This window comes from Sulfitobacter sp. SK011, from assembly GCF_003352065.1.
Lineage (GTDB): Bacteria > Pseudomonadota > Alphaproteobacteria > Rhodobacterales > Rhodobacteraceae > Sulfitobacter.
Genome location: NZ_CP025803.1, coordinates 2,861,772 through 2,884,618 on the forward strand (window position 1 = coordinate 2,861,772; position 22,847 = coordinate 2,884,618).

Below are 22,847 nucleotides of genomic sequence, written 5' to 3' on the forward strand. Positions count from 1 at the left end.
ATAGCCGATGGTGTGATTTTGCAATGGTCGATGAGAGGGGGACCCATTGATCCTTACCCGGATGGCCTGAGCAGACCATGCAGGACATGCGCGGTCTGATGCCGCTAGCCCACATGAAACAGCGTGTTAAAAAGTTTTGGATCAATGCTGTTCATCTCGAATGTCTCACCTTCGGTCAGGATGCTGATGGCATCATGACTGTGCAGGCTTTCCTGATGGCTGGCGATGACACGAAAATCACCAACCCGGCGTTCTGCATGAAGCTGTTCGCAAAAAAGCCGCGCCGCATCTTCGACAAAGATTGGATTGGCGGCATTCAACTCGGCAAAGGCCTGTTCGTCTTCCCGTTTGACCATCACCTGCGTTTCGGTGGGCACCGCGCGGCGGCATGCTTCGATCAAATCCTCGAACCACAGGCAATCCTGATCACAATTCACCTCGGCAGATATCCGGGCCACGGACCGCTGCGAATGGGGCGTGGCTAACTGACCGCGCGTTTCACGGGCATGTTCAGACAATTCCAAAGAACAGGGGCAGGTGCTGGAATAGACATAGTCCAGATGTACGATCTTCTGACGCGCGCCGCGCTGTTCGACCAGCTCAAGCGCGATGTCGTAATACTGATAGCCACTCAGACCCGAACGCAGGCTTTCGATCTTCATCGGAAAGGAGAACCGCATCTGAATGCGGGCATCCAGACTGTCCAGATCAGCCTTGTAATCGTCCAGCGCCGCCTCGATGACCTCAAAGCTAAAGGTGGATTCCGCATGTTTGTAGAAACTGCGCATGATGCGCGACATGTTGATGCCTTTTTTATCCGCTTCAAGGCTCACCGAGCCGGTGATGGACGTCTCAAGCGTCAGATCACCGCCATCACGGGTGTGAAACCGGATCGGCAGGCGAAAATTGCTGATGCCCACATGCTGAATTTGTTGCTTGGCCCCACGGATCAGGCTGCTGGGACCGTTTTGCAGATCAGGCATCGTCGCTTTGTAATTGTCGCCCGCGACAAAATCGTCTGGATAGGTGCGGTTGAAGGATGGATAGGAGTGTCCGGCCTCAAGCAGATGCGCAAGCGCAGGGTCCATCGCGTCAATCTCGGCTTTGCTGGCTGTTGCTGCCCATGCCTTTAGGGTGGCAAGGGCCGCCTTGGCCGCTTTACCATCAGCATCTTCTGAAACCGGTGTCACAACATTCATCGCAAAGCTCCCTGAAACAGCCGCATGACCTGCAATGTAGGGGCGCAGGGCCCGAATTACCAATCGGCAGAAATAATACGCACATCGCTGGCAAACAGATCCAAATTAAACTGCCGCCAAAGCCTGCATGATATCGGCTTTGATATCGGCGGCATCCTCAAGCCCGATGCTGATCCGAACCAATCCCGGTGTAATCCCAAGCGCATCCTTTTGATCCTGAGGCAACCGTTGGTGGGTCGTCGTTGCGGGATGTGTCAGAATTGTCTTTGCATCGCCAAGATTGTTTGAGATCACGCCGACCTCTATGGCATTCAGAAACTTAAATGCTGCGGCCTTGCCGCCCTTCAAATCAATGGACAAAACCGTACCGCCCTGCCCCATCTGCCGTTTGACCAATTCAATCTGCGGATGGGCGGAAAGGCCTGGATAGATCACCTGTGCAAGTGCCGCATGACCCTCCAACGACTGAGCGACCTCAAGGGCGCTGGCCGCCTGCGCACGGACCCGCAGGCTCATGGTTTCCAATCCTTTAAGCATGACCCAAGCGGTAAACGGGCTCATCGAACCGCCGGTGTGCTTCATGTAAGGCTCTACTGTGCCACGGATGAAATCGCGGCTGCCAAGGATAACCCCACCAAGCGCACGTCCCTGCCCGTCGATGTGTTTGGTCGCAGAATAAATTACCACATCGGCCCCTTGTGCGATGGCGTTCGAAAACACCGGTGTGGAAAACACATTATCAACTAACACCAATGCGCCCTTGGCATGCGCGAGTTTTGAAACTTCTTCGATATCAACAACTTCAAGCGTCGGGTTGGCCACGGATTCGAAAAAGACCGCTTTGGTTTCCGGCGTGATCGCTGCGTCCCAAGCGGCCAGATCGGTCCCGTCAACAAAGCTGACCTGAACGCCATAACGCACCAGGATTTCCTCAAGCACATATAGACAGGAGCCAAAAAGCGCCCGCGCAGACACCACATGATCCCCCGCGCGCAGCATGGATGTCAGCGCACCTGATACGGCCGCCATGCCACTTGCGGTGGCAAAGGCATCTTCTGCCCCTTCAAGGGACGCGATGCGTTCTTCAAACATCTTGACCGTCGGGTTGCCGTAGCGCGCATAAATGAATTCATCCGGCCCGCTTTCCAAAAACCGCGCCTCCGCATGTTCGGCGCTCTCATAGACAAAGCCCTGAGTCAGAAAAATTGCCTCACTGACCTCGCCGTATTGGCTGCGGCGGGTGCCTGCGTGTACGGCGCGGGTGCGTGGTTGCCAGTCATTGCTCATGTTCTTCATCCTTCTGGCCCGATGGATCGGACATAAAAAAACCCCAGACGCGGTCAAGCGAAAGGGGGTCCCTCATCCTGACCTTTTAGCGGAATATTTAACGTGGCCCGCAATCCGGTAACAAATCACCACGGGTCATGATCTACGCCGCTGCGCAGTCTTCGTCAATCCTGCTTGGGCTTGGCATCTGCTGCAAAACAAGCATCATAAGCACAACCACAAAGGATGCCCCGGATGCCCGCACCCATCGACCTTTACTTTTGGCCCACTCCAAATGGCTGGAAAGTCTCTATAACACTTGAGGAAATGGGATTGCCCTATGAAACCCATCTGGTGAACATCGGCGCAGGCGAACAATTTGCGCCCGCCTTTCTGAAAATCTCGCCCAACAATCGGATGCCCGCGATTGTGGACCCCGACTTCCCGGATGGCGCGCCGATTGCGATCTTTGAATCCGGGGCGATCCTGCAATATCTGGCCCGGAAAACCGGGCAATTCTATGGAACGACCGAGCGGCAGCGCATTGCCGTTGATCAATGGTTGATGTGGCAGATGGGCGGTCTTGGGCCAATGGCGGGTCAGGCACATCATTTCCTCAAATACGCGCCGAATATGGACCCACCCAACGATCTTCCTTACGCCAAAAACCGCTATCGCTCTGAAACAGCACGCCTTTACGGGGTGCTGGACCGCCAGCTGGCGCTGCATGAATTTGTTGCCGGTGACTTTGTCTCGATCGCTGATTTTTCAATCTGGGGCTGGGCATCCTTGTGGGAAGGCCAGCAACAGACGCTGGACGACAAACCGCATATGGCGCGATGGCTCGATACCATGACCGCCCGCCCCGGTGTTCAGGCGGGCCGCGCCTTGCATGCGGACAAACGCGGCGACATTGCCAAAGACAAAACCGCGCACGATCAGTTGTTTACGAAAAAGCCTTAAGGTCGCGACGTATCCGTTACCTCAGATCGGGCCGTCGCGATCACACCACACCGAACTTACCCCTCGTCTTTGCCCAAACCATAGGTTTGGAACAACCTGCCCTGCGTCATGAAAAAGGCGAATATCGCCGCTGTCAGGCCAAAGGTTTTGAAATAGACCCAGGTTTCCGTCGAGAAACTGCGCCAGATCACCTCGTTTGCAAGCGCCAGCCCCAGGAAAAAGAACATCAGCCGTCGGGTCAGGATCATCCATCCTGCGTCTTCCAACGGCATCATCTCTTCCATCACATATTTCAGATAGGATTGCCCGCGCAGCAGCCCAAAACCCAGCAAGCCACCGAACAGAACGTAGATCATCGTCGGCTTCATCTTGAAGAACCGATCGTCATTCAGCCAAACCGACAAACCGCCAAAGATCACCACCAAAATGACCGTTGCCACCTGCATCCGGCTCAGTTTCCCCGTCAGCCACCAAAGCGCCGCTGTGGAGAGGATCAACAGCGGAATGAACGCCGCCGTGACGACGATAAATCCGTCATATTCAGTGCCACCGATGGTAAACACCCGATCTTTCAGGCGCAGATAGGCCGCAAAGAACAACAGCACCGGACCAAACTCCAATGCGGATTTCAAATAGGGGTTGATCTGATTGGCCTCAGCCATGGTTATGCTCCTTCATCCACCCATCTCCACTATCACAGCGCCCGCCGCGATCAATGCCATCAGCGCAATCCGGCGCGGTCCCACGGTCTCTTTCAAAAAAACCACGCCAATCAGTGCGGCAAATACCGTTGAGGTTTCGCGTAGAACTGCCGCCTCGCCCACCTTATCAAGCCGCGTGGCCAGCATGATCGCACCAAAGCTCATGAATGCCACCAACCCGCCAAACACCCCGCGGATCATCAGCGGCCCCAAGGCGGGCGGATTTGCCATCGCGCGCCAGCGCCGCGCCGCAATCATCGGCATCACCAACCCGTCAATCATGAAAAACCAGGCCAGAAAGGTAAACGGGTTCGCCGTCGCGCGGATGCCGTATGCGTCATATGTCGTATAAAGCGCCACAAAGAGCCCGGTCAGTACCGCAATGCCCAAGGCCGCATTCAGCGTGTCCCGCGCGGCCACAAGATAAATCATGTTATAGATCGCGAGGCCAAAGATTCCGGCCATCAACACAGCCACGCCCAGCCATTGCCACCCGGTGAACCGTTCACCAAAAATCACATATGCGCCCAAGACCGTAAAAAGCGGTCCTGTCCCGCGCACCACCGGATAAACGACCGTGTAGGCACCTTTGGTATAGGCCCAAGCCTGCAACATCTTGTAGATCACATGGATCACAAACGCGCCGAGAAAGATCACCCACATATGCGGCTCTGGCCAGGGCACCACAAAAAACGCAAAGGGTGCGGCCATCACACAATAAGAAAAATCAATCGCCCCACGCGTGAGCCAGGGATCATGCCGCCCCTTTTGCAGTGCCCCAAACACCGCATGCAGGAACGCGGCCATGATCGCCAGCCACAAGGCGGCGGTGTGACCTGCTGGCGTGCCTTCGATTAAGAGCAACCATTCCGTCAATCTAGTGTGCCCTGCCAAGCCCGGGCAAACAGGTCGTCATCGATCTCGACCGACAAGCGCATCTGCAAATTCGTCAGGATCAAAGGGCGACAGATCATCGATCTGTTCACCCACGCCAATCGCATGAATGGGCAGACCAAATTTATCCGCCAGCGCCACCAGCACGCCGCCTTTGGCGGTGCCATCAAGCTTGGTCATGACCAGACCGGACACGTCCGAGATTTCCTGAAAGACCTTGACCTGGTTCAGCGCGTTCTGACCGGTGGTTGCATCCAATACCAACAGGGTGTTGTGTGGCGCGGAGGGGTCTTTCTTGCGGATCACCCGCACGATTTTGGCCAGTTCCTCCATCAGATCACCCCGGTTTTGCAACCGTCCTGCGGTGTCGATCAAGAGCAGATCCGCGCCATCGGCCTGCGCCTGCGTCATCGCATCAAAGGCCAGACTGGCAGGGTCTGACCCTTGCTCCGCCGTCAACACCGGCACGCCAGCGCGGTCACCCCAAACCTGCAATTGCTCAACAGCAGCAGCACGGAATGTATCACCCGCCGCAATCACCACTTTCTTGCCCGCCGCACGGAACTGGCTGGCCAACTTGCCGATGGTTGTGGTCTTGCCCGATCCGTTGACGCCCACCACCAACACCACCTGCGGTGTCTTTGAATAAAGCGGCAAAGGCTGCGCGACGGGTTCCATGATCCGGGCGACTTCCTGTGCCATCAACTGTTTGATCTCAGCGACCGACAATTTCTTGCCAAAGCGCCCTTCGGCCATGTTTGCGGTGACGCGCAGTGCCGTATCGACCCCCATATCGGCCGCAATCAGCAACTCCTCAAGCTGTTCGAGCATGTCGTCGTCCAACACCCGGCGCACCACGGTTTTTGGCGCAGCACGCCCCATCAGGCGGCCCAGTAATCCCGGTTTGGCCGCGGGTTCAGTTGGTTCCTCGCTTAAGGCAGGAACCACGGCGCTGAGGTCCGTCATGATCGGTGCAGGTGCGGATGCGGCTTGCGCTGCGGCTTCTGCTGCACGGGCGTCGGCCTGTTTCTGAGCTTGTTCTGCGGCGTCCTTTGCTGCCTGTTCTGCAGCGTCTCTCGCGGCTTTCTCGGCGGCTTGCCGTTCAGCCAATTCTGCGGCCTCACGTGCAGAGGTTTCTGCGGCCTCACGTACAGCGGTTTCTGCGGCGGCGCGTGCGGCTTGGTCGGCTGCTTGCTGTTGCGCCAAAGCTGCAGCGCGTTTTTGTGCCTCTTCCGCGGCCTCGCGCTGTGCCTGATCGGCCGCCTCGCGACGTAATTTGTCAGCAGCGTCCTGTTGTGCCTTCAACGCTGCAGCACGCTCAGCCGCTGCCACCCGCTCCGCTTCTGCGATACGCTCAGCCTCTGCCATTCGCTCTTTTTCCGCGCGCTCCGCGGCATCGCGGGCGGTTTTTTCTGCGGTTTCGCGGGCTGCGCGCTCTGCATCTTCAAGGGCTATACGCTCGGCTTCCTGACGCGCGGCCTCGGCCTCAGCAGCAGCATCTTCGACGCTCGTATCAATCGCCTCTTGCACAGCCTCATCCGGGCCAAGCGCCTCTTCCTCACCGCCATCACTGACAATGGCCTCAAGCCCCTCGTCGATCTTGGACGAAGATTTGAACAAACGCTCTTTCAGCTTCTTGAAAAATGCCAAAGGGGGTCTCCACTGCTGGTTTTCTTTGATCTATAGGCTCTGCCAGACAGATGAAAGGGTCGGCACGCAATGCCCACAATGCGCGCAACGCAGCGGATCGGTTTTGCGCAGGGTTCAGACGCGTGGCACGCGCCTGATCCGTTTATGCAAACAGGTATTTTCCCTAAGCTAAATTTCGTCCGGGAAGTGTTTGATCACCATGCGGATCGGGTTCGGTGCCGCCTGCCCCAGACCACAGATCGACGCGTCGACCATGGCGGTGCTCAGCTCTTCCAGCAGCCCGGTATCCCAACTGTCGGCCTGCATCAATTTGACCGCTTTTTCACAACCGACCCGGCATGGCGTGCACTGACCACAGCTTTCATCCTCAAAGAACTTCAACATATTAAGTGCCGCAGCACGCGCTGAATCCTGATCAGACAACACCACAACCGCAGCCGAGCCGATGAACGACCCGTGCGGCTGCAAGGTGTCAAAATCAAGCGGGATGTCGTCCATGTGCGCGGGCAGCAAACCCGAAGACGGCCCACCCGGTTGATAGGCTTTGAACGTATGCCCTTGAGCCATACCGCCAGCCGCCGCGATGATGTCGGTGATGGTCGAACCGGCAGGCAAAAGATACATCCCCGGTGCAGCCACCCGCCCGGACACCGAATAGCTGCGCAGCCCTTTGCGGCCGTTCTTTTCAGTGCCGGACAAAACCTCTGGCCCTTCGCGACAAATGCGCGCGACCCAATGCAATGTCTCAACATTGTGCACCAACGTCGGTCGCCCAAAGACACCAACCTGGGCCACAAAGGGTGGCCGGTGGCGCGGAATGCCGCGCTTGCCCTCGATGCTTTCGATCATGGCGGATTCTTCACCGCAGATGTACGCTCCGGCACCGCGACGCAGGTCGATAAAGCCTGTCTCGACGATGCCCGCATCTTCCAACGCCTTGATCTCGCGCGCCAGAATTTCCAGTACCGCAGGATATTCATCGCGCATGTACAGGAACACTTTTTCCGCCTCGACCGCCCATGCGGCGATCAGCATGCCCTCAAGAAACAAATGCGGCGTGCGCTCAAGATACCAGCGGTCCTTGAATGTGCCCGGCTCACCCTCATCGCCATTCACGGCCAAATAACGCGGACCCGCATTGGCGCGCACAAAGCCCCATTTCTTGCCCGACGGAAAGCCCGCACCGCCAAGGCCGCGCAGACCGGATGCGAGCACTTTTTCCTGTACCGCTTCCCAATCACCACCCGCGCGCAGGTCTTTCAACGTGGCATAGCCGCCCGCCGCCTCATATCCTGCGAACGCCTCGTACTGGGGCACATGCGCATGGGTATCCCCTGTCGCAATGGCCGCATTAACCTTTTCCGGTGTCGCGTGATCGATGTGATTGTGGCCAATTTCAAGCACAGGTGCCGTGTCACACCGGCCCATGCAAGGGGCCCGCAAAACCCGGACCTCAGAAGCATCCAGACCCTGCTCCAACGCCGATTTAAGCGCCTGCGCGCCCGCCAGCTCACACGACAGCGAATCGCACACGCGAATAGTCAGTGCCGGTGGCGGTGCCGCGCCTTCTTTGATCACATCAAAATGGGCATAGAATGTGGCGACTTCATAGACTTCGGCCATGCCAACGCGCATTTCTTCGGCCAGCGCACGCAGATGTGCCGCAGACAGGTGGCCATATTCGTCCTGAATGAGGTGCAAATGTTCGATCAACAGATCGCGGTGCCGCGGGCGGTCGCCCAGCAATGCGCGCACCTCTTCCCACGGTCCATCCAGTAATTGGCGGCCTTTTGTGTGGCGGCGTCCCTTGCCCTTGCCAGATTTCCAGACACCTTTTTCGGGGCCTTTGCCTGATTTCTTCGCGTGCTCATCCAGTGCCATGATGGCCCCCTTGTTCTGGTCGTTGGCGCGACCCTATCAAAGCACGAGGGGGGACTGCGATCAAAAAACGACAATTGTGCAGCGCTTTGCGTTGTTGCTGCCATTTGACAGTACTTTGACCCGTCACATTTTGCGGCTAAACCTCTTTGGGAAAGGAGTGCCTCATGATCTGGTACGCGATTGCAAGCCTGACCCCTGCGATGCTTTTGGCGTTTGCCTGCATCTTCGGCGGCATATGGCCGTTGCTTGCGGCGCTGTCGATCACCGCTTTTGTGTTCTTGATGGACAAGCTGCCGCATACCCTGACCAAACAAGATGCCTCTGGCCGCGGGCTTAGCCTGACCTTGGCCGCTGTGCATTTCCCGCTGCTGGCCCTTGGGGTCTGGGCATTGGGCGCGGCCCCTTATTTAAGTCCACTCGACACGCTGTTGCTGTTCATCGGGCTTGGCATGTTTTTCGGGCAGGTATCCAATTCCAACGCCCATGAGATGATCCACGCCAGTGCCCGCCTGCCCCGACGTATTGGCGCGTTGATTTACATTTCGGTCCTGCACGGCCACCACGTATCCGCGCACCTTCGGGTCCATCACATCTTTGCCGCCACCGATGCAGACCCCAACTCAGCCCCCCTTGGCGAAGGGTTCTGGACCTATGCTGCCCGTGTCATGCACGGTGAATTTACCGCTGGATGGCGCGCCGATAACCTGCACCGCAAACGCGCGGAAAATGTGCCGCCCATGTGGACCCATCCTTACGTCGCTTATGTCATGGGCGGGCTGGTCTGTACCGGGTGCGCCTATGCGCTCGCCGGGTGGCGCGGCGTTATCGCCTATCTGGGACTGGCGCTTTATGCGCAAGTGCAACTGCTGCTTTCAGACTATGTTCAGCATTACGGTCTGCGGCGGACGATAAACACTTCTGGCAAACCTGAGCCCATCGGCCCTGAACACAGCTGGAATGCCCCGAAATGGTATTCGTCTGCGATGATGCTGAACGCGCCGCGTCATTCGGACCATCACCTGCGCCCCGCCCGCGCGTTTCCCGCGCTTGAGGTCACACCCGAGACCATGCCGATGCTGCCCCGTTCGCTTCCGGTAATGGCCGCGATTGCGATGGTTCCGCCATTGTGGCGGCGCATCATGGACCGGCGCGTCAAACGCTGGCAAAAGCTTGCGTAGACTGCGGCTTGCTCTGGCAGGTTGCAGCGGTTTCTGCCAGTCTGACGCCATGAGATATATTGCCGTTTTTCTGTGCACCATATGTGCTCTGCCTGCCCTGGCTCAGGACAGGATGTCTGCGGCAGAATTTGACGCCTATACCCGTGGCAAAACCCTGTTCTACGGACGCGGAGGAGATGCGTACGGCGCTGAAATATACCATGAAGATCGCCGGGTGCAGTGGTCGTTTCTGGACGGCATCTGCAAAGAGGGCGAATGGTACGAAGAGGCCGGATTGATCTGTTTTGTCTATGAAGACAATCCCGATCCGCAATGCTGGAGCTTTGTCGAAGGCACCCGAGGGTTGATTGCGCGCTTTGAAAATGAACTCAACACAACAGAGCTTTATGAGGCGCAGGATCAGGGTCAGGAAATGCTGTGTCTGGGGCCAAAGGTTGGCGTTTGATATAGCGCACATGGCGTGCCGGCACCCGTCAGAGTAGCGATCCCTGCTCTGGCGGCATATCTTTCTTTGTGGGTTTCTTTTCGGGTTCCGGCGCAGCCCCGGCAACAACTGCCAGCTTGCCATCTGCAAACTCGATCTCTAGCGCACCCGCTTTCTTGGCCTGCGCCTTGCCGGTCACCACGTTGCCATCTCCGCGCACAACCGCGTACCCGCGTGCCAAAGTCTCGGTGTAGCCCAGCGTTGCCAATGTCCGCGCCAGCGCTGTGATCCGCAACCGGCGCTTTTCCATAACCCGTTTGTCAGCCGCGCCGATACGCTCCCAGACATCGCGCAATCTCTTGGCTTCGCGATCAATATCGGCCACCAGCACATCTGTCCTGAACCCCTGCGCGCGCGCGTTGAAGCGGTCCCGCGTCGCCACCACCGTACGCGTCAAAGCAGGTGTCAGCCTGTCCGCCAAACCCGTCAGTTTTCGGTGATCATTCTGCAAACGCGCCCGCAATGTCGCGGGCCGCAGCGACCCTGACACATTTGCCAGCCGCACCCGGCGGTGCTGTACCCCCGCGATCAACGCAGGTTCGAGTTTTTCCGCCGCCCGGTCCAGCCGTTGTCGCGGCCCATCGAGCAATGCATCCGCCCGCGGCAACGCCCGCGCCATATCACGCAACCGCTGCCCGCGCCGGGTCAGCCCCTGACTCAGCAGCACGCCCATACGGGCCTCCTGGCTTTCCAGCCAGGCGGCCAGTTCATGCCGCACAGGCACCGCGAGTTCCGCCGCCGCCGTAGGTGTCGGTGCGCGTTTGTCGGACACAAAATCAATCAGTGTCGTGTCGGTTTCATGCCCGACAGCAGAGATCAGCGGAATGTCAGAAGCCGCCGCTGCCCGCGCGACAATCTCTTCGTTAAAGCCCCACAGATCCTCAACCGATCCGCCGCCGCGCGCGACAATCAACAGATCCGGGCGCGGCAGCGCGCCACCCGGTGTCAGCGCATTAAACCCGGCAATGGCCCGTGCCACTTCGGGTGCGCATTTCGCCCCTTGTACAGCCACAGGCCAGATCAGCACCTTGCGCGGAAAACGGTCGCGCAAGCGGTGCAGGATATCACGGATAACAGCCCCTGAAGGCGATGTGATCACGCCAATGACGTCCGGCAGATACGGCAGCGGTCGCTTGCGCTCGGGCGCAAAAAGCCCCTCTGCCGCCAGCATCTTTTTGCGCTTTTCCAAAAGCGCCATCAACGCGCCCATGCCCGCCGGTTTGATGTCTTCGATCACAATCTGATATTTCGATTGCCCGCCAAAAGTGGTGATCCGCCCGGTGGCGATGACTTCCATCCCCTCTTCGGGTTGGGTTTCGAGCCGCGCGGAAACACCCTTCCAGATCACCCCGGAAATGACCGATTTGTCATCCTTGAGATCCAGATAGATGTGCCCCGACCGTGGCCTGCTGACCCGACCCACCTCGCCCCGAATACGCACATGGCCGAACTCGCCTTCAATCACCCGTTTGATCGCGCCAGAAAGCTCGGTCACGGTGAATTCCGGGCTGTTCAGTCCTTCTGCGGGATCGTCAATCAGGTCCATCGGGCGCTCAATTCTGTGTCTGGCTTGTGTCTGGGTTGACCCCAGCTTAGAACGCGCGGGAACCAAGGCCAAGGGAGCTTCTCACGTATGAACATTCTTATTCTGGGAAGCGGCGGGCGCGAACATTCACTGGCGTGGGCGGTCATGCAAAACCCCAAGTGCGACAAGCTGATTGTGGCACCGGGCAATGCGGGGATCGCTGCGATTGCCGATTGTGCAAACCTCAACATCATGGACGGCGCAGCGGTTGTGGTCTTTGCCGAGGAAAACAGCATCGACTTTGTGATCGTCGGCCCCGAGGCCCCCCTGGCCGCCGGTGTGTCCGACGATCTGCGGGCGGCGGGATTCGCGGTTTTTGGCCCCTCTGCAGCGGCTGCCAACCTCGAAGCATCCAAGGCCTTCACCAAGGAAATCTGTGCCGCGTCAAACGCCCCCACTGCCGCCTATGGCCACTTCACCGATGTGGCGGCTGCGCGGGCCTATGTCACACAACACGGCGCGCCGATTGTGGTCAAGGCCGACGGGCTGGCCGCAGGCAAAGGTGTGATCATCGCGATGACCGACGCCGAAGCCATGGCCGCCGTGGACACGATGTTTGATGGCACGTTCGGCGATGCCGGAACTGAGGTGGTGATCGAAGAATTCATGCACGGCGAAGAAGCGTCGTTTTTTGTATTATGTGACGGCGAAACTGTGCTGCCCATCGGCACCGCTCAGGATCATAAACGCGTCGGCGATGGCGACACCGGACCAAACACCGGCGGCATGGGGGCCTATTCGCCTGCGCCCGTCTTGACGGACGCGATTGCCGAGCGGGCACTGGACGAGATCATCCGCCCCACCATGGCCGAAATGGCACGCCGCGGAATGCCTTATCAAGGGGTGCTTTATGCAGGTCTGATGATCAAAGACGGCGCGCCACGACTGGTGGAATATAACGTCCGCTTCGGTGATCCGGAATGTCAGGTGCTGATGATGCGGCTCGGTGCACAGGCCTTTGACCTGATGCAGGCCGCCGCCGAAGGGCGGCTGAACGAGATTAAGGTCAACTGGGCAGACGATCATGCGCTGACGGTGGTCATGGCCGCCAATGGCTATCCTGACGCCTATGAGAAAGGCACCCAGATCAACGGTCTGGACGCCTTGCCAGAGGACAGTTCAAACATGGTATTTCATGCAGGCACCGCGCGTCAGGACGGCGCATTGGTCGCCATCGGGGGCCGTGTGTTGAATGTTACGGCACGTGGCGCGTCATTGGCCGAAGCACACAAACGCGCCTATGAAATGGTCGATCAGATCGACTGGCCCGAAGGATTTTGCCGCCGGGATATCGGCTGGCGGGGAATCCCCTGATTTTACGGCACAGGGGTCGCTAGGAAAGCGGCGCATCCTCGCAGATCACCGGTTTTTCAGTGATGGCCGTGATGCGCTGAATATCAAAGTTGCGAGAGATTACCGTGAGCCCCTCGCCATCTATGAAGGGCATCCAGCAATTGTCCGGGTCCGGGTGATCCTCATAGATAAAGCAAATCAACGGCCCGCGCACGTCGATCTGACCATAGGTGCAGTGTCGATCTGTCCGCGCCCAAACCGTTTTGTCACGGCTGAGGAATTGCTCTGTGCCGACCAATTCCCCAGTTTTGTACCCGCTGAAGGTCAACGTCTTGCCGACCGCCTGATCCAGGAACGCTTCCGGGGTGATTTGCGTTTGTGCCAGACAAGGTGCGGCCAAGCAAAGCGTCGCAGCAAATACTGCGCGCGCAAACATCACTGGCACTTTAGCGCAGCATTCAAGCTGGCGCGCCCGCGATGTGGGCCTGCGTCGCGAGCGACAAGCTTGCCCGTATTGAACCCGACAACCATGACCCGCTGCCAATCGCCACTTGCCACCACCATTTCAGGCAGACCTGCGCAGCTGCGTGTTCCACCACCGATGTCGCGCTCCCCGATCCGGTGATTGGTCAGGCCAGCAAGGCTGGCGACCTCGCGCAACCTGCCGTCCTTGTACCGCCAGACCCGCAATGTCTTGGCCAGATGGGGGCGGTCGATATAGGCGATCTCGATATGCCCGTCACCGTCAAAATCTGCTGCGCCAATGGGCGCGAGCCAACGGTTGCGGGTGCCGATATGCGGCGTTTCGGCCAGCTTTCCGGTGCTGTCATAGATCGCCAGCGCCGCGCCCCGGCGCACATCGGTTTCCACCACAATCACCTCAGGGCGGCCGTCACCGGTCACATCCACAAGGCGCGGGGCCACGTCTTCAAATACATGATCCTGTGGCAGGCGAAAAAGATAGGTCGCCTTGTGGTGCGCATCAACATCAGACGCTTTGTCTGGGCTCACCCCGCCGACGTCGATCTCAAGCTGGCCCCATTCCTCAGCGTCGCCCAGAATGCCATGGTCATACCGTGAAGTGGGCTGCGAAAACCGGGCCGCCGTTATGGTCTGTGTTGCGGCAACGACCGACCCGAGCGAACACAAGAACAGTGCAGCAAAACCTGCACTGATCCTTTGCATCAAATCTGCTTTTCCGGCATCTGGACACGCAAACCATCCAAGGCATCTGTAACCTTGATCTGACATGTCAGGCGCGAGCGTGTCGGATCTGGCTCATAGGCAAAATCCAACATGTCTTCTTCCATGTCGTCCTTGGCAGGCAGTTTTTCGACCCAGGCCGCATCCACGTAAACATGGCATGTTGAACAGGCGCATGCGCCGCCGCAATCGGCCTCGATGCCGGGGATGTTGTTGTCACGCGCGCCTTCCATGACGGTCAGGCCGTTGGCAACCTCAACCACATGTTCTGTGCCACCATGTTCAACATATGTAATTCTGGCCATTGATCGAACCCTCGCCTAAAAAATCAGTCCCCAGCTATCTAGCTATCCCGCCTGTCCAGTGCCACCCCTCATTTTGCGATATTTTATGGCGTCTCGGCGACAATTCTCACGTGACGCCCTTGCCGCTAGGCACGCCCGCGCAAAGCCGCTAAGGTGACGCCAAAGAACAGACCCAAGAGGCATTGGGCCATGATTGAGGCACAACGAGTAATTCACGCATGTCGCGTTCCCCTGTGGCTGGCGTTTTCAGCCGCCCTTTCGGCATGCGACCCTGTACCTGTCGGGCAAGATGTCCCGCCTGAACCCGGCGTTATAAAGGCCACACGCAACGGACCCTCAGGTGCGGCACCGGGCACGTGCTGGGGCCGCACTGTCAGCCCCGCAGTGATCGAAACAGTGACTGAACAGGTGCAGGTCAAGCCCGCCAAGGTTAACCCGGATGGCACAATCAGTTCACTGCCCGTTTACAAAACTGAGGCGCGTCCGCTGATCGTCACGCAAAGGGTCGACAATTGGTTCGAAACCCCTTGCCCTGAGGCCCTGACCGCTGAGTTCAACGCGTCGCTTCAGCGGGCATTGGCGGTGCGCGGCTATTACATAGGTGCTGTCAACGGCGAGATGGACGCGGCAACCCGCGCCGCCATTCAGTCATTTCAGCGGCTTGATGGGCTGGACAGCGGTGTACTTTCGCTGGCGACCGCACGCAAACTGGGCTTGGTCGCGGTGGCGCGTCCTCCGGATCAATAAAAAAGGGCACCGCCTTGGGTGCCCTTTGAAGTTTATATGTGTAGTTCGGTCAGTCGCCAAGCGACAGCGCCACAAACCGCGGATCGCCGGCCCGACGCACCAACAGCAAAAGCGACTTGCGCCCGCCGTCCTTGGCGGCTTTGACCCGCGCTTCCAAATCATCAATGGCTGACACTTTCTGCTGCCCGGCTTCGGTGATGATATCGCCCGAACGCAGGCCTTTTTCATAAGCCTCTGACGCCTCGTCCACCTCAGTGACCGCAAGGCCTTCCATTGTGGCATCCGCGCCCAACTCTTCGCGCAGCGCATCCGTGAGCGGCGTCAGGGTCAGACCCAGAATCGATTTATTTTCGGGTTCGCTGCCCTCATCCGGCGCACCGTCGTCTGTTTCGGCTGATGCTTCGGAATCTGCATCTTCCCGGCGACCCAAAACCACTTTGATGGTCTGGCTCTTGCCCTCACGCAAAACGGTGACACGCACTGCCGCGCCCACAGGGCTGTTGCCGACCTGACGGACCAGACCGCGCGTGTCAGCCACGGAAACCCCATCAAAGGACACGATGACATCGCCTGTCATCAGCCCCGCTTCTTTGGCAGGACCTTCGGGCACATCCGTGATCAGCGCCCCCTCAGCCTTGTCCAGACCCATCGCATCCGCAACGTCCTTGGTCACGTCCTGAATGCGCACACCAAGCCAGCCGCGGCGGGTCTCACCAAATTCCTTGAGCTGGTCAACCACGCGGGTCACAACATTGGATGCCATGGAAAAGCCGATCCCGATAGACCCGCCATTGGGTGACAGGATTGCGGTATTCACGCCAATCACGTCGCCGTCCATGTTGAAAAGCGGCCCGCCCGAGTTGCCCCGGTTGATCGCGGCATCCGTCTGAATGTAATCATCATAGGTCCCCGACAGCGCCCGGTTGCGTGCCGAAACGATGCCCGCAGAGACCGAAAAACCCTGACCCAGCGGATTGCCCATCGCAATGACCCAATCGCCCACGCGCGAGGCGTTGCTGTCGCCAAAGCTCACAAACGGCAGCGGCGTGTCTGTTTCGACTTTCAGCAATGCAATGTCTGTCTTTGGGTCCGTGCCAATAACCTTGGCAATCAATTCCTCACCCGAGAAGAACTCAATCGTGATCTCATCCGCGCCCTCGATGACGTGGTTGTTGGTGACAACAAAACCGTCCTCTGAAATCACGAACCCGGACCCAAGCGCCGAAGACCGGCGCGCGCGCGGTTCTTCGCCGTCATTGTTGCGGTCCTGAAATTCACGGAAAAAATCTTCAAAAGGAGAGCCTTCGGGGACGATCCCCTGCGGTCCGGTGCGACCTGCAACAACGGTCGACGTTGTGATGTTCACCACCGACGGGCTGATTTGTTCGGCCAAAGGTGCCAGGCTTTCGGGTTTGGCAAAGGCCGTAACCGCCTGAACAGCGATAAATGCAATCGTCAAAAGGCTTAGGAGAAGCGCCCTGAAAACAAAGGCTTCTTGGAAAGGTCGTGCCTGAGCTTGCGCCTGTGGCTGCATTGGTAATCTCCTGCTGGATAGTCGTGGGGTCCCTTGACCCGAAACCGTTTCGCGACAGAGTGCATCCTGCCTCGTTGCACCGCAACATTAAACATACGCCTGATCACGGGCATTTCAACTCGGCAGATAATGTTGTGATCGCCAAAAACCGCAAATCATCTTCGCCCGGCGGCTCAGACCCCGATCTGGAACGCAAGCCAGACCAGGACAAGCCCGGCCAGCACCACCAGCGCGCCGATCTGGCGCACCGCCGATTGCGGCATCTCGCTTAATATCTCAAGCATCCGTTCCAAAAGCGAAGGGGCCAGTGCATAGACCAGCCCCTCCAAAATCATCACCAACCCAAGGGCCAGCAAAAGGAGCGTCAATTGCGCTCGCCTTCACCTGGACGGCCACCCCGCTCGGACCGCAGATAGTCAAAGAACTCGCTGTCAGTAGACAGAACCATAGAGGAATTGTCGCCTTTCATTGCTTGTTCATAGGCCGTCAGAGACCGATAGAATTCAAAGAATTCCTGGTTTTTCCCATAGGCTTGCGCAAATATCTTGTTGCGTTCAGCATCTGCTTCACCTTCGATGATACGTGCATCGCGGCGCGCCTCGGACAGAATCTCTTCGTAGGTCCGATCCGCAAGCGCGATCACACGTTGCGCGGCTTCCTGACCGCGCGCCCGTTCATCGGTTGCCTCGCGGTCCCGTTCCGCAATCATCCGTTTCAGCGTCGCATCGAAGTTCTGTTCCGGCAGGTTGGTCTGGCGCAGACGCACATCCACAACCCTGAGGCCCAATACAGAAGCCCGCGCGTCGGCACGTTCGCGGATCTGATCCATCAAGGCAGAGCGTTCTGGTGACAGAATGGTGTTTGATGTCACACCTTGTGAACCCAGAACCGCCCGCAGCTGGGATTCCATGATACCGCTGAGATCGCTTTCAGCCTGACGTTCACCGCCCGCGCCAATCGCCTGACGATACTGCACAATGTCGTTGATCCGGTACATGACGAATGCGTCAATTTCCAAACGCCGGTCATCCGCAGGTGTCACTTCGAAAACCGGGGTTTGCAGCGTCAGAATACGGTCTTCAAACCGCACGATTTCGTCCAGCAGCGGCACTTTAAAGCCGATACCGGGGTCAATCCGCACCTGCTTGATCTGGCCAAAACGCAGCACCAGTACCTTTTCACGTTCATCCACGACAAAAATCGAGGACAGCACAGCCACAAGGGCAATGACCACAATAGGGATCAAAAATCCAGCCTTACGCATTAGTTTGACCCTCCAGAGTTGCGACGTAACTCATTGAGCGGCAGATACGGCACAATGCCCTGCCCGCTGCCACCACCAGCGCCGCTTTCAAGAATGATCTTGTCCACATCACCCAACACTTTTTCCATGGTTTCGATATAGAGACGCTTGCGCGTGACGTCAGGGGCGTCCTCATATTCGGTCAAAACCGCTTCAAAACGGCTCGCTTCACCCACCGCATCGTTCACGACGCGCGCACGGTAGCCTTCTGCGGCCTCAAGCAATTGCGCCGATGCACCACGGGCCTCGGCGGTTTTACGGTTGGCATAGGCGTCCGCCTGACGTTCGACCCGGTCGCGTTCTTGTTCGGCGGCTTGCACATCACGGAACGCATCCACAACAGATTGCGCTGATGTCTGACCAGATGCATTGGTCACCTGCACCGTTTGCTGGGGCGGGTCGACCTTGTTGACGTTGACACGCAGCACATTGATGCCAGTTTCGCGGTTGTCCAATGTCGTCTGGATCAGTTCCTTGACCCGGTCGGCGACAACGCCACGATCGCGGTTCAGGATCGGTGCCAGTTCGGATTGCGCAATCACTTCGCGCATCGCTGATTCAGCAATAGCGCCTACAGCCGTTTCCGGGTCGCGCAGGGAAAACTTGAAATCTTTGGCATTCTTGATGTTCCACACCACCTGAAAATCAATGTCTACGATGTTCTCATCCGTGGTCAGCATCAGACCTTCATTGTCGGAATTGCCACTGCGCACACCCAGGTTTTCGGTGCGGTTGGTCGTCACATCAAACACTTCCGCCGTGACAACAGGCCATGGGGCAAAGTTCAAACCCTCGGTACCGATTGACGAGAACTTGCCCAGGAAGAGTTCAATTGACTGTTGTTCGGGACGCACTGTGTAAAAGCTCGCAAACCCCCAAAGCACAACACCCGCCAGCAGGCCAAGGCCCACAGTGCCGCGTGTCAGTATCGGACCACCGGTACCGCGATTGCCACCACCGCCCGGACCACCCGTGCGGTCACGACCACCACCGCCCATCAGGACGCGCAGTTGTTCCTGGCCCTTTTTCACCAGATCATCTATTTCGGGCATTTGCGGTTTGTCACCGCCAGGACCACGCCCGCCGCCGCTTTTGCCGTTGGAGCGATCATCACCACCGCCACCTTTCCCGTTGTCACCGCCGCCGCCCCAAGGACCGCCTGTATTGCCTGCCATCTAAGTCTTTCCCCTCATCTGCCGCGCTTCGCGGCGTAATCTCGATCTTGTTACAAAATTGTGCGTTAAACTGTGAAAATCAAGCGGTGCGCATCGGATTGCGCATCGTAACCAGTTCTTCGGACATGGTTGGATGCACCGCACATGTCGCGTCAAACTGTTCTTTGGTCAACTTTGCCTTTACTGCGATGCCTGCCAGTTGGATCAACTCACCGGCGTGCGGTGCGACGATATGACAGCCCAAAACGGTGCGATCTTTCTTGGATACCACCAGTTTCATCAGGACGCGATTTGGTTTGCCCGCAAAGGCGGTCTGCATGGGCCGGAACGACGTGCAGTATATCTCGACTTCTTCTTTGTCGCGCGCCTCTTCTTCGCTCATCCCCACTGTGCCCATTTCGGGCTGGGTAAAGATGGCCGAAGCAATCAGTTCGTGATCAACCGGCGTTGGCTCAGCCGCAAAGACAGTTTGTACAAACGCCATCCCCTCGCGGATCGCCACCGGCGTCAGGTTGACCCGGTTCGTCACATCGCCAATCGCATAGATTGATGGCACCCCGGTCTGACTGTATTCATTCACCACGACCTCGCCCCGGCGACCGATACTGACGCCGATTTCCTCAAGCCCCATCTCGCGGCTCGACGGATCACGCCCGGTGGCAAACATCACCATATCGAACACCTTTTCGGTGCCATTGGTGGATTTGACCCAGATCGGACCCTTACGGCTGCCTTTGGCACCTGATTTGCCCGGAATATCCCGGCGCTGCTGCGCAGATGCGCCCATTGCAGCATCAGATGCAGTTGGCATTGGCCCGTCCTTGTGGTCAGCGGCCAGCGACATTTCGACAATATTTGTGCCCAGATGCAAATCAACGCCGTTTTCCCGCATCGATTCTGCAACCAGCCCGCGTGCTTCATCGTCAAAGCCGCGCAAAATTTGTGCGCCGCGATAATATTGTGTGACCTCAACACCCAAGCCGTTCATAATACAGGCAAATTCGCACGCGATATAGCCGCCACCGATGATCAGCATCGACTTGGGCAATTCATCCAGATGAAAGATATCATCTGACACAATGCCCAGATCGGCATTTGGCAGATCGGGACGCACCGGATGGCCGCCTGTGGCAATCAGGATATGTTTGGCTGTCTTGGTTTCACCGCCCGACAACGCAACGGTATGCGCGTCCTTAAGCGTCGCACGCGCATCGAAGGTATCAACGCCGGAGCTTTTCAAAAGATTTCGGTACACCCCTTCAAGGCGGTCCAGTTCACTGTGCAGCTTGCCCCGAAACGCGGACCAATCAAAACCACCGGCCTTGTGATCCCAACCATAGGCATGCGCCTCGTCGACCACATGCGCATATTCAGAGGCAAATACCATCAGCTTTTTCGGCACACAGCCCCGTATCACGCAGGTCCCGCCATAGCGGTCATGCTCGGCCAGCCCAACCCGTGCGCCATGTTCGCCAGCGGCCACCCGTGCCGCACGTACGCCGCCCGACCCGCCACCGATGACAAACAGATCATAATCAAATTCAGTTTTGGCCATGCCTTGCGTTCCTCAGTCAGATAGATCGGAAAACAGATTGTCGGATTCAACGAAATCTACACGCTCTGTTGCCACGGTACCCTCATTTATATCGCGCACCTCGACCCTGCCATCCCCATAGCCGATCACAACCGTGTCACAAATGTCGATAAACAGCCCGTTTTCCACGACCCCCGGCATCTGGTTCAGCACCAGCGCAAGTTGCCGCGGATTGCCGATACGCCTCAGGTGCAGATCGAGGATATGATTGCCCTCATCGGTGATAAACGGCACCTCGCCATTCATCCGCAGCGACGACGTGCGCCCCAGCACATCCATGCTGATCAATGTTTCCTCAACCAGCGCCTGCGTGGTTTGCCAGCCAAACGGAATGACTTCGATGGGCAGGGGAAATGCCCCAAGGCTTTCGACCTCTTTGCCAATATCGGCAATCACCACCATTTGGTCGCTTGCGGTCGCCACGATCTTTTCCTGCAAAAGCGCGCCACCGCCGCCTTTGATCAGGTTCAGGTCACCGTCAAATTCGTCCGCGCCGTCAATGGTCAGGTCCAGCCACTTCGCTTCATCCAGCGATATCACCTCAATGCCCACACCGCGCGCCAGTTCCGCAGTGCGCGTCGACGTTGGCACGCCTTTGATCCTGAGGCCATCATCACGGACCATTTCGCCCAGACAACGCACCAGCCACGCCGCAGTGGAGCCAGTACCCAGACCTACGCGCATGCCGTCTTCAACAAATTGCGCCGCGCGTTTGGCGGCCACAAATTTTGCCTTATCAATCGGCGACAGTTCTCCAGCCATGGCAGCGACTCCCTTGCGGCATTTTCGTTCTTATAGGTGCCTTGGCAGCCATGCGCGACCCCTTGGGACATGCAAATGTGCACAGAAACAGCGACTCCAAAGAAATTCTCTTAAACTTTCTCATAACCACGGCGCAAAGGAACCCGCCGCGTGCCTGACCACTTCGACAACATAACAGACTGGTTGCTGGCCCAATCGCTCAGAGATGAGCCAATTGCAGACACCGTAAAAGAAATGGCAGCCCGGCTTGTCGGGTGCGGCATTGCAATTTCGCGGATCAGCATTGGGCGGTCGATCCTGCATCCGGTAATTGGTGTCATTGAGATGCGCTGGACACGCGACAGCGGCCAGGTCACCACCCGATGCCATCCCAGAAGCTACGCGAATATTGTCGAGCAAATGGAAAACCCGCTTATCGATCTAATCAAAAGCAACCGTGATCGCCTATATTCCGATCTCACCGATCCAGATGAGGTCGCGCTATGATATGTTTGCACAACTGGCGTCAAAAGGGACCACCGGGTACGCGGCATTCAAACGTAGCTTTGGCATGCCGCAAGTCCTTGAGACAATCGTAGCAACAGAATTTCGTGGGGCTATCTTGTCGTTTTCCACAGATCGTTCCACCGGGTTATAACAGCCGGAGCTGGCGGGGATTGAACGGCTGATCACGCCGCTTTGCACCTGTATCAGAGTGGACAACGACCAATTGCTAACATCGGCAGTTTTGGAAACCTATCTGGGCCCCATATCCGGGCAACAGATTTTAGCCGGACATATCGAACGCGGTGACGGCCAGCAAATCGATTGCGCGTCCGAAACATGCGAATAGGAAACGAAAAAGCGACGGTTTGCCAGAATTTGATTTCGGCATTGCCCTGAATGTCGGGTCAGTGATCTACGGCAATGTCGGCACGGCCAAACGGCTGGACTTCACCGCGACCGGTGCCGCCGTGGGCCTTGCCAGCCGGATCGAAGGGCTGACCCGTGATCTTGAGGTGCCTCTGATTGCCACAGCAGATTTCGCAGAAGTGTGCGATGTGACAGCGAAACAGCTCGGCCCGTATCCGATCCGGGGCTTTTGCGGTGCGGTCGAGCTTGTCACCTATACGCTAAGCTGAAAACAGGGT

Annotated in this window: 23 protein-coding genes and 1 riboswitch; of the genes, 7 read left to right on the forward strand and 16 right to left on the reverse strand. The window is 57.8% G+C overall.

Annotated elements, in window-relative coordinates:
- Positions 1-104 precede the first annotated feature (104 nt).
- Both folE2 and metZ read right to left on the reverse strand, forming a co-directional pair.
- On the reverse strand, positions 105-1,199 hold the full coding sequence (folE2, locus tag C1J02_RS14100) for a GTP cyclohydrolase FolE2 (RefSeq protein WP_114879140.1): 1,095 nt from the start codon (positions 1,197-1,199) through the stop codon (positions 105-107).
- 105 nt (positions 1,200-1,304) lie between these two features.
- On the reverse strand, positions 1,305-2,486 hold the full coding sequence (gene metZ, locus C1J02_RS14105) for an O-succinylhomoserine sulfhydrylase (protein ID WP_114880611.1): 1,182 nt from the start codon (positions 2,484-2,486) through the stop codon (positions 1,305-1,307).
- Positions 2,487-2,551: 65 nt separating this feature from the next.
- Positions 2,552-2,628, reverse strand: a riboswitch (SAM riboswitch).
- 92 nt (positions 2,629-2,720) lie between these two features.
- On the opposite strand from metZ, the gene C1J02_RS14110 reads away from it, so the two are divergent.
- Positions 2,721-3,428 carry a glutathione S-transferase N-terminal domain-containing protein gene (locus tag C1J02_RS14110; RefSeq protein ID WP_114879141.1) on the forward strand — a complete coding sequence of 236 codons (708 nt, stop codon included), beginning with the start codon at positions 2,721-2,723 and terminating at the stop codon, positions 3,426-3,428.
- Between the two features lie 56 nt (positions 3,429-3,484).
- Here C1J02_RS14110 and C1J02_RS14115 read toward each other — a convergent pair whose 3' ends face one another.
- The 4 genes from C1J02_RS14115 to C1J02_RS14130 form a co-directional block, all read right to left on the reverse strand.
- Positions 3,485-4,090, reverse strand: coding sequence for an inner membrane-spanning protein YciB (locus tag C1J02_RS14115; protein WP_114879142.1), 606 nt, complete (start codon positions 4,088-4,090; stop codon positions 3,485-3,487).
- Between the two features lie 12 nt (positions 4,091-4,102).
- Positions 4,103-5,005 carry a DMT family transporter gene (locus tag C1J02_RS14120; protein WP_114879143.1) on the reverse strand — a complete coding sequence of 301 codons (903 nt, stop codon included), beginning with the start codon at positions 5,003-5,005 and terminating at the stop codon, positions 4,103-4,105.
- 36 nt (positions 5,006-5,041) lie between these two features.
- Positions 5,042-6,391 carry a signal recognition particle-docking protein FtsY gene (gene ftsY, locus C1J02_RS14125; RefSeq protein ID WP_368073787.1) on the reverse strand — a complete coding sequence of 450 codons (1,350 nt, stop codon included), beginning with the start codon at positions 6,389-6,391 and terminating at the stop codon, positions 5,042-5,044.
- A 450-nt stretch (positions 6,392-6,841) separates the two neighbouring features.
- Complete coding sequence (locus tag C1J02_RS14130) at positions 6,842-8,554, reverse strand: NAD(P)H-dependent oxidoreductase subunit E (RefSeq protein WP_114879144.1); 1,713 nt, start codon at positions 8,552-8,554, stop codon at positions 6,842-6,844.
- A gap of 164 nt (positions 8,555-8,718) precedes the next feature.
- On the opposite strand from C1J02_RS14130, the gene C1J02_RS14135 reads away from it, so the two are divergent.
- Both C1J02_RS14135 and C1J02_RS14140 read left to right on the forward strand, forming a co-directional pair.
- Positions 8,719-9,732, forward strand: coding sequence for an alkane 1-monooxygenase (locus tag C1J02_RS14135; RefSeq protein WP_114879145.1), 1,014 nt, complete (start codon positions 8,719-8,721; stop codon positions 9,730-9,732).
- Between the two features lie 49 nt (positions 9,733-9,781).
- Positions 9,782-10,177, forward strand: a complete 396-nt coding sequence (locus C1J02_RS14140) for a hypothetical protein (protein WP_114879146.1) — start codon at positions 9,782-9,784, stop codon at positions 10,175-10,177.
- Between the two features lie 28 nt (positions 10,178-10,205).
- Here the strand turns inward: C1J02_RS14140 and xseA are convergent, their stop codons facing one another.
- Positions 10,206-11,762, reverse strand: coding sequence for an exodeoxyribonuclease VII large subunit (xseA, locus tag C1J02_RS14145; RefSeq protein ID WP_114879147.1), 1,557 nt, complete (start codon positions 11,760-11,762; stop codon positions 10,206-10,208).
- Between the two features lie 87 nt (positions 11,763-11,849).
- Here xseA and purD point away from each other — a divergent pair, with 87 nt between their 5' ends.
- On the forward strand, positions 11,850-13,115 hold the full coding sequence (gene purD / locus C1J02_RS14150) for a phosphoribosylamine--glycine ligase (RefSeq protein ID WP_114879148.1): 1,266 nt from the start codon (positions 11,850-11,852) through the stop codon (positions 13,113-13,115).
- A 19-nt stretch (positions 13,116-13,134) separates the two neighbouring features.
- Here purD and C1J02_RS14155 read toward each other — a convergent pair whose 3' ends face one another.
- The 3 genes from C1J02_RS14155 to C1J02_RS14165 are packed head-to-tail and all read right to left on the reverse strand — an operon-like array spanning position 13,135 to position 14,602.
- Entirely contained in the window at positions 13,135-13,530 is a 396-nt protein-coding gene (locus C1J02_RS14155; RefSeq protein WP_114879149.1) for a hypothetical protein, read from the reverse strand.
- A complete protein-coding gene (locus tag C1J02_RS14160; protein WP_114879150.1) occupies positions 13,530-14,279 on the reverse strand; it encodes a VCBS repeat-containing protein in 750 nt (249 codons plus the stop codon). The genes C1J02_RS14155 and C1J02_RS14160 overlap by 1 nt, the downstream gene beginning before the upstream one ends.
- Positions 14,279-14,602 carry a 2Fe-2S iron-sulfur cluster-binding protein gene (locus C1J02_RS14165; protein ID WP_114879151.1) on the reverse strand — a complete coding sequence of 108 codons (324 nt, stop codon included), beginning with the start codon at positions 14,600-14,602 and terminating at the stop codon, positions 14,279-14,281. The genes C1J02_RS14160 and C1J02_RS14165 overlap by 1 nt, the downstream gene beginning before the upstream one ends.
- Before the next feature lie 189 nt (positions 14,603-14,791).
- Here C1J02_RS14165 and C1J02_RS14170 point away from each other — a divergent pair, with 189 nt between their 5' ends.
- Positions 14,792-15,349 carry a peptidoglycan-binding protein gene (locus C1J02_RS14170; protein WP_114879152.1) on the forward strand — a complete coding sequence of 186 codons (558 nt, stop codon included), beginning with the start codon at positions 14,792-14,794 and terminating at the stop codon, positions 15,347-15,349.
- Positions 15,350-15,398: 49 nt separating this feature from the next.
- Here C1J02_RS14170 and C1J02_RS14175 read toward each other — a convergent pair whose 3' ends face one another.
- The 6 genes from C1J02_RS14175 to rpiA form a co-directional block, all read right to left on the reverse strand.
- A complete protein-coding gene (locus tag C1J02_RS14175; RefSeq protein ID WP_114879153.1) occupies positions 15,399-16,883 on the reverse strand; it encodes a Do family serine endopeptidase in 1,485 nt (494 codons plus the stop codon).
- A 173-nt stretch (positions 16,884-17,056) separates the two neighbouring features.
- Positions 17,057-17,251 (reverse strand): DUF2065 family protein, encoded by a 195-nt coding sequence (locus C1J02_RS14180; RefSeq protein WP_114879154.1) that lies wholly within the window; start codon positions 17,249-17,251, stop codon positions 17,057-17,059.
- Complete coding sequence (gene hflC / locus C1J02_RS14185) at positions 17,248-18,147, reverse strand: protease modulator HflC (protein ID WP_114879155.1); 900 nt, start codon at positions 18,145-18,147, stop codon at positions 17,248-17,250. The genes C1J02_RS14180 and hflC overlap by 4 nt, the downstream gene beginning before the upstream one ends.
- A complete protein-coding gene (gene hflK, locus C1J02_RS14190) occupies positions 18,147-19,361 on the reverse strand; it encodes an FtsH protease activity modulator HflK (RefSeq protein ID WP_205389813.1) in 1,215 nt (404 codons plus the stop codon). Before hflK ends, hflC begins: the two co-directional genes overlap by 1 nt.
- Positions 19,362-19,440: 79 nt before the next feature.
- Positions 19,441-20,916, reverse strand: coding sequence for an FAD-dependent oxidoreductase (locus C1J02_RS14195; RefSeq protein WP_114879156.1), 1,476 nt, complete (start codon positions 20,914-20,916; stop codon positions 19,441-19,443).
- A gap of 12 nt (positions 20,917-20,928) precedes the next feature.
- Positions 20,929-21,717: a ribose-5-phosphate isomerase RpiA gene (gene rpiA, locus C1J02_RS14200; RefSeq protein ID WP_114879157.1), complete on the reverse strand. Its 789-nt coding sequence runs from the start codon at positions 21,715-21,717 to the stop codon at positions 20,929-20,931.
- A gap of 150 nt (positions 21,718-21,867) precedes the next feature.
- Here rpiA and C1J02_RS14205 point away from each other — a divergent pair, with 150 nt between their 5' ends.
- Both C1J02_RS14205 and C1J02_RS14210 read left to right on the forward strand, forming a co-directional pair.
- Positions 21,868-22,203 (forward strand): hypothetical protein, encoded by a 336-nt coding sequence (locus C1J02_RS14205; RefSeq protein ID WP_114879158.1) that lies wholly within the window; start codon positions 21,868-21,870, stop codon positions 22,201-22,203.
- 365 nt (positions 22,204-22,568) lie between these two features.
- Entirely contained in the window at positions 22,569-22,838 is a 270-nt protein-coding gene (locus tag C1J02_RS14210) for an adenylate/guanylate cyclase domain-containing protein (protein WP_162798326.1), read from the forward strand.
- The last annotated feature ends 9 nt before the right edge of the window (positions 22,839-22,847 follow it).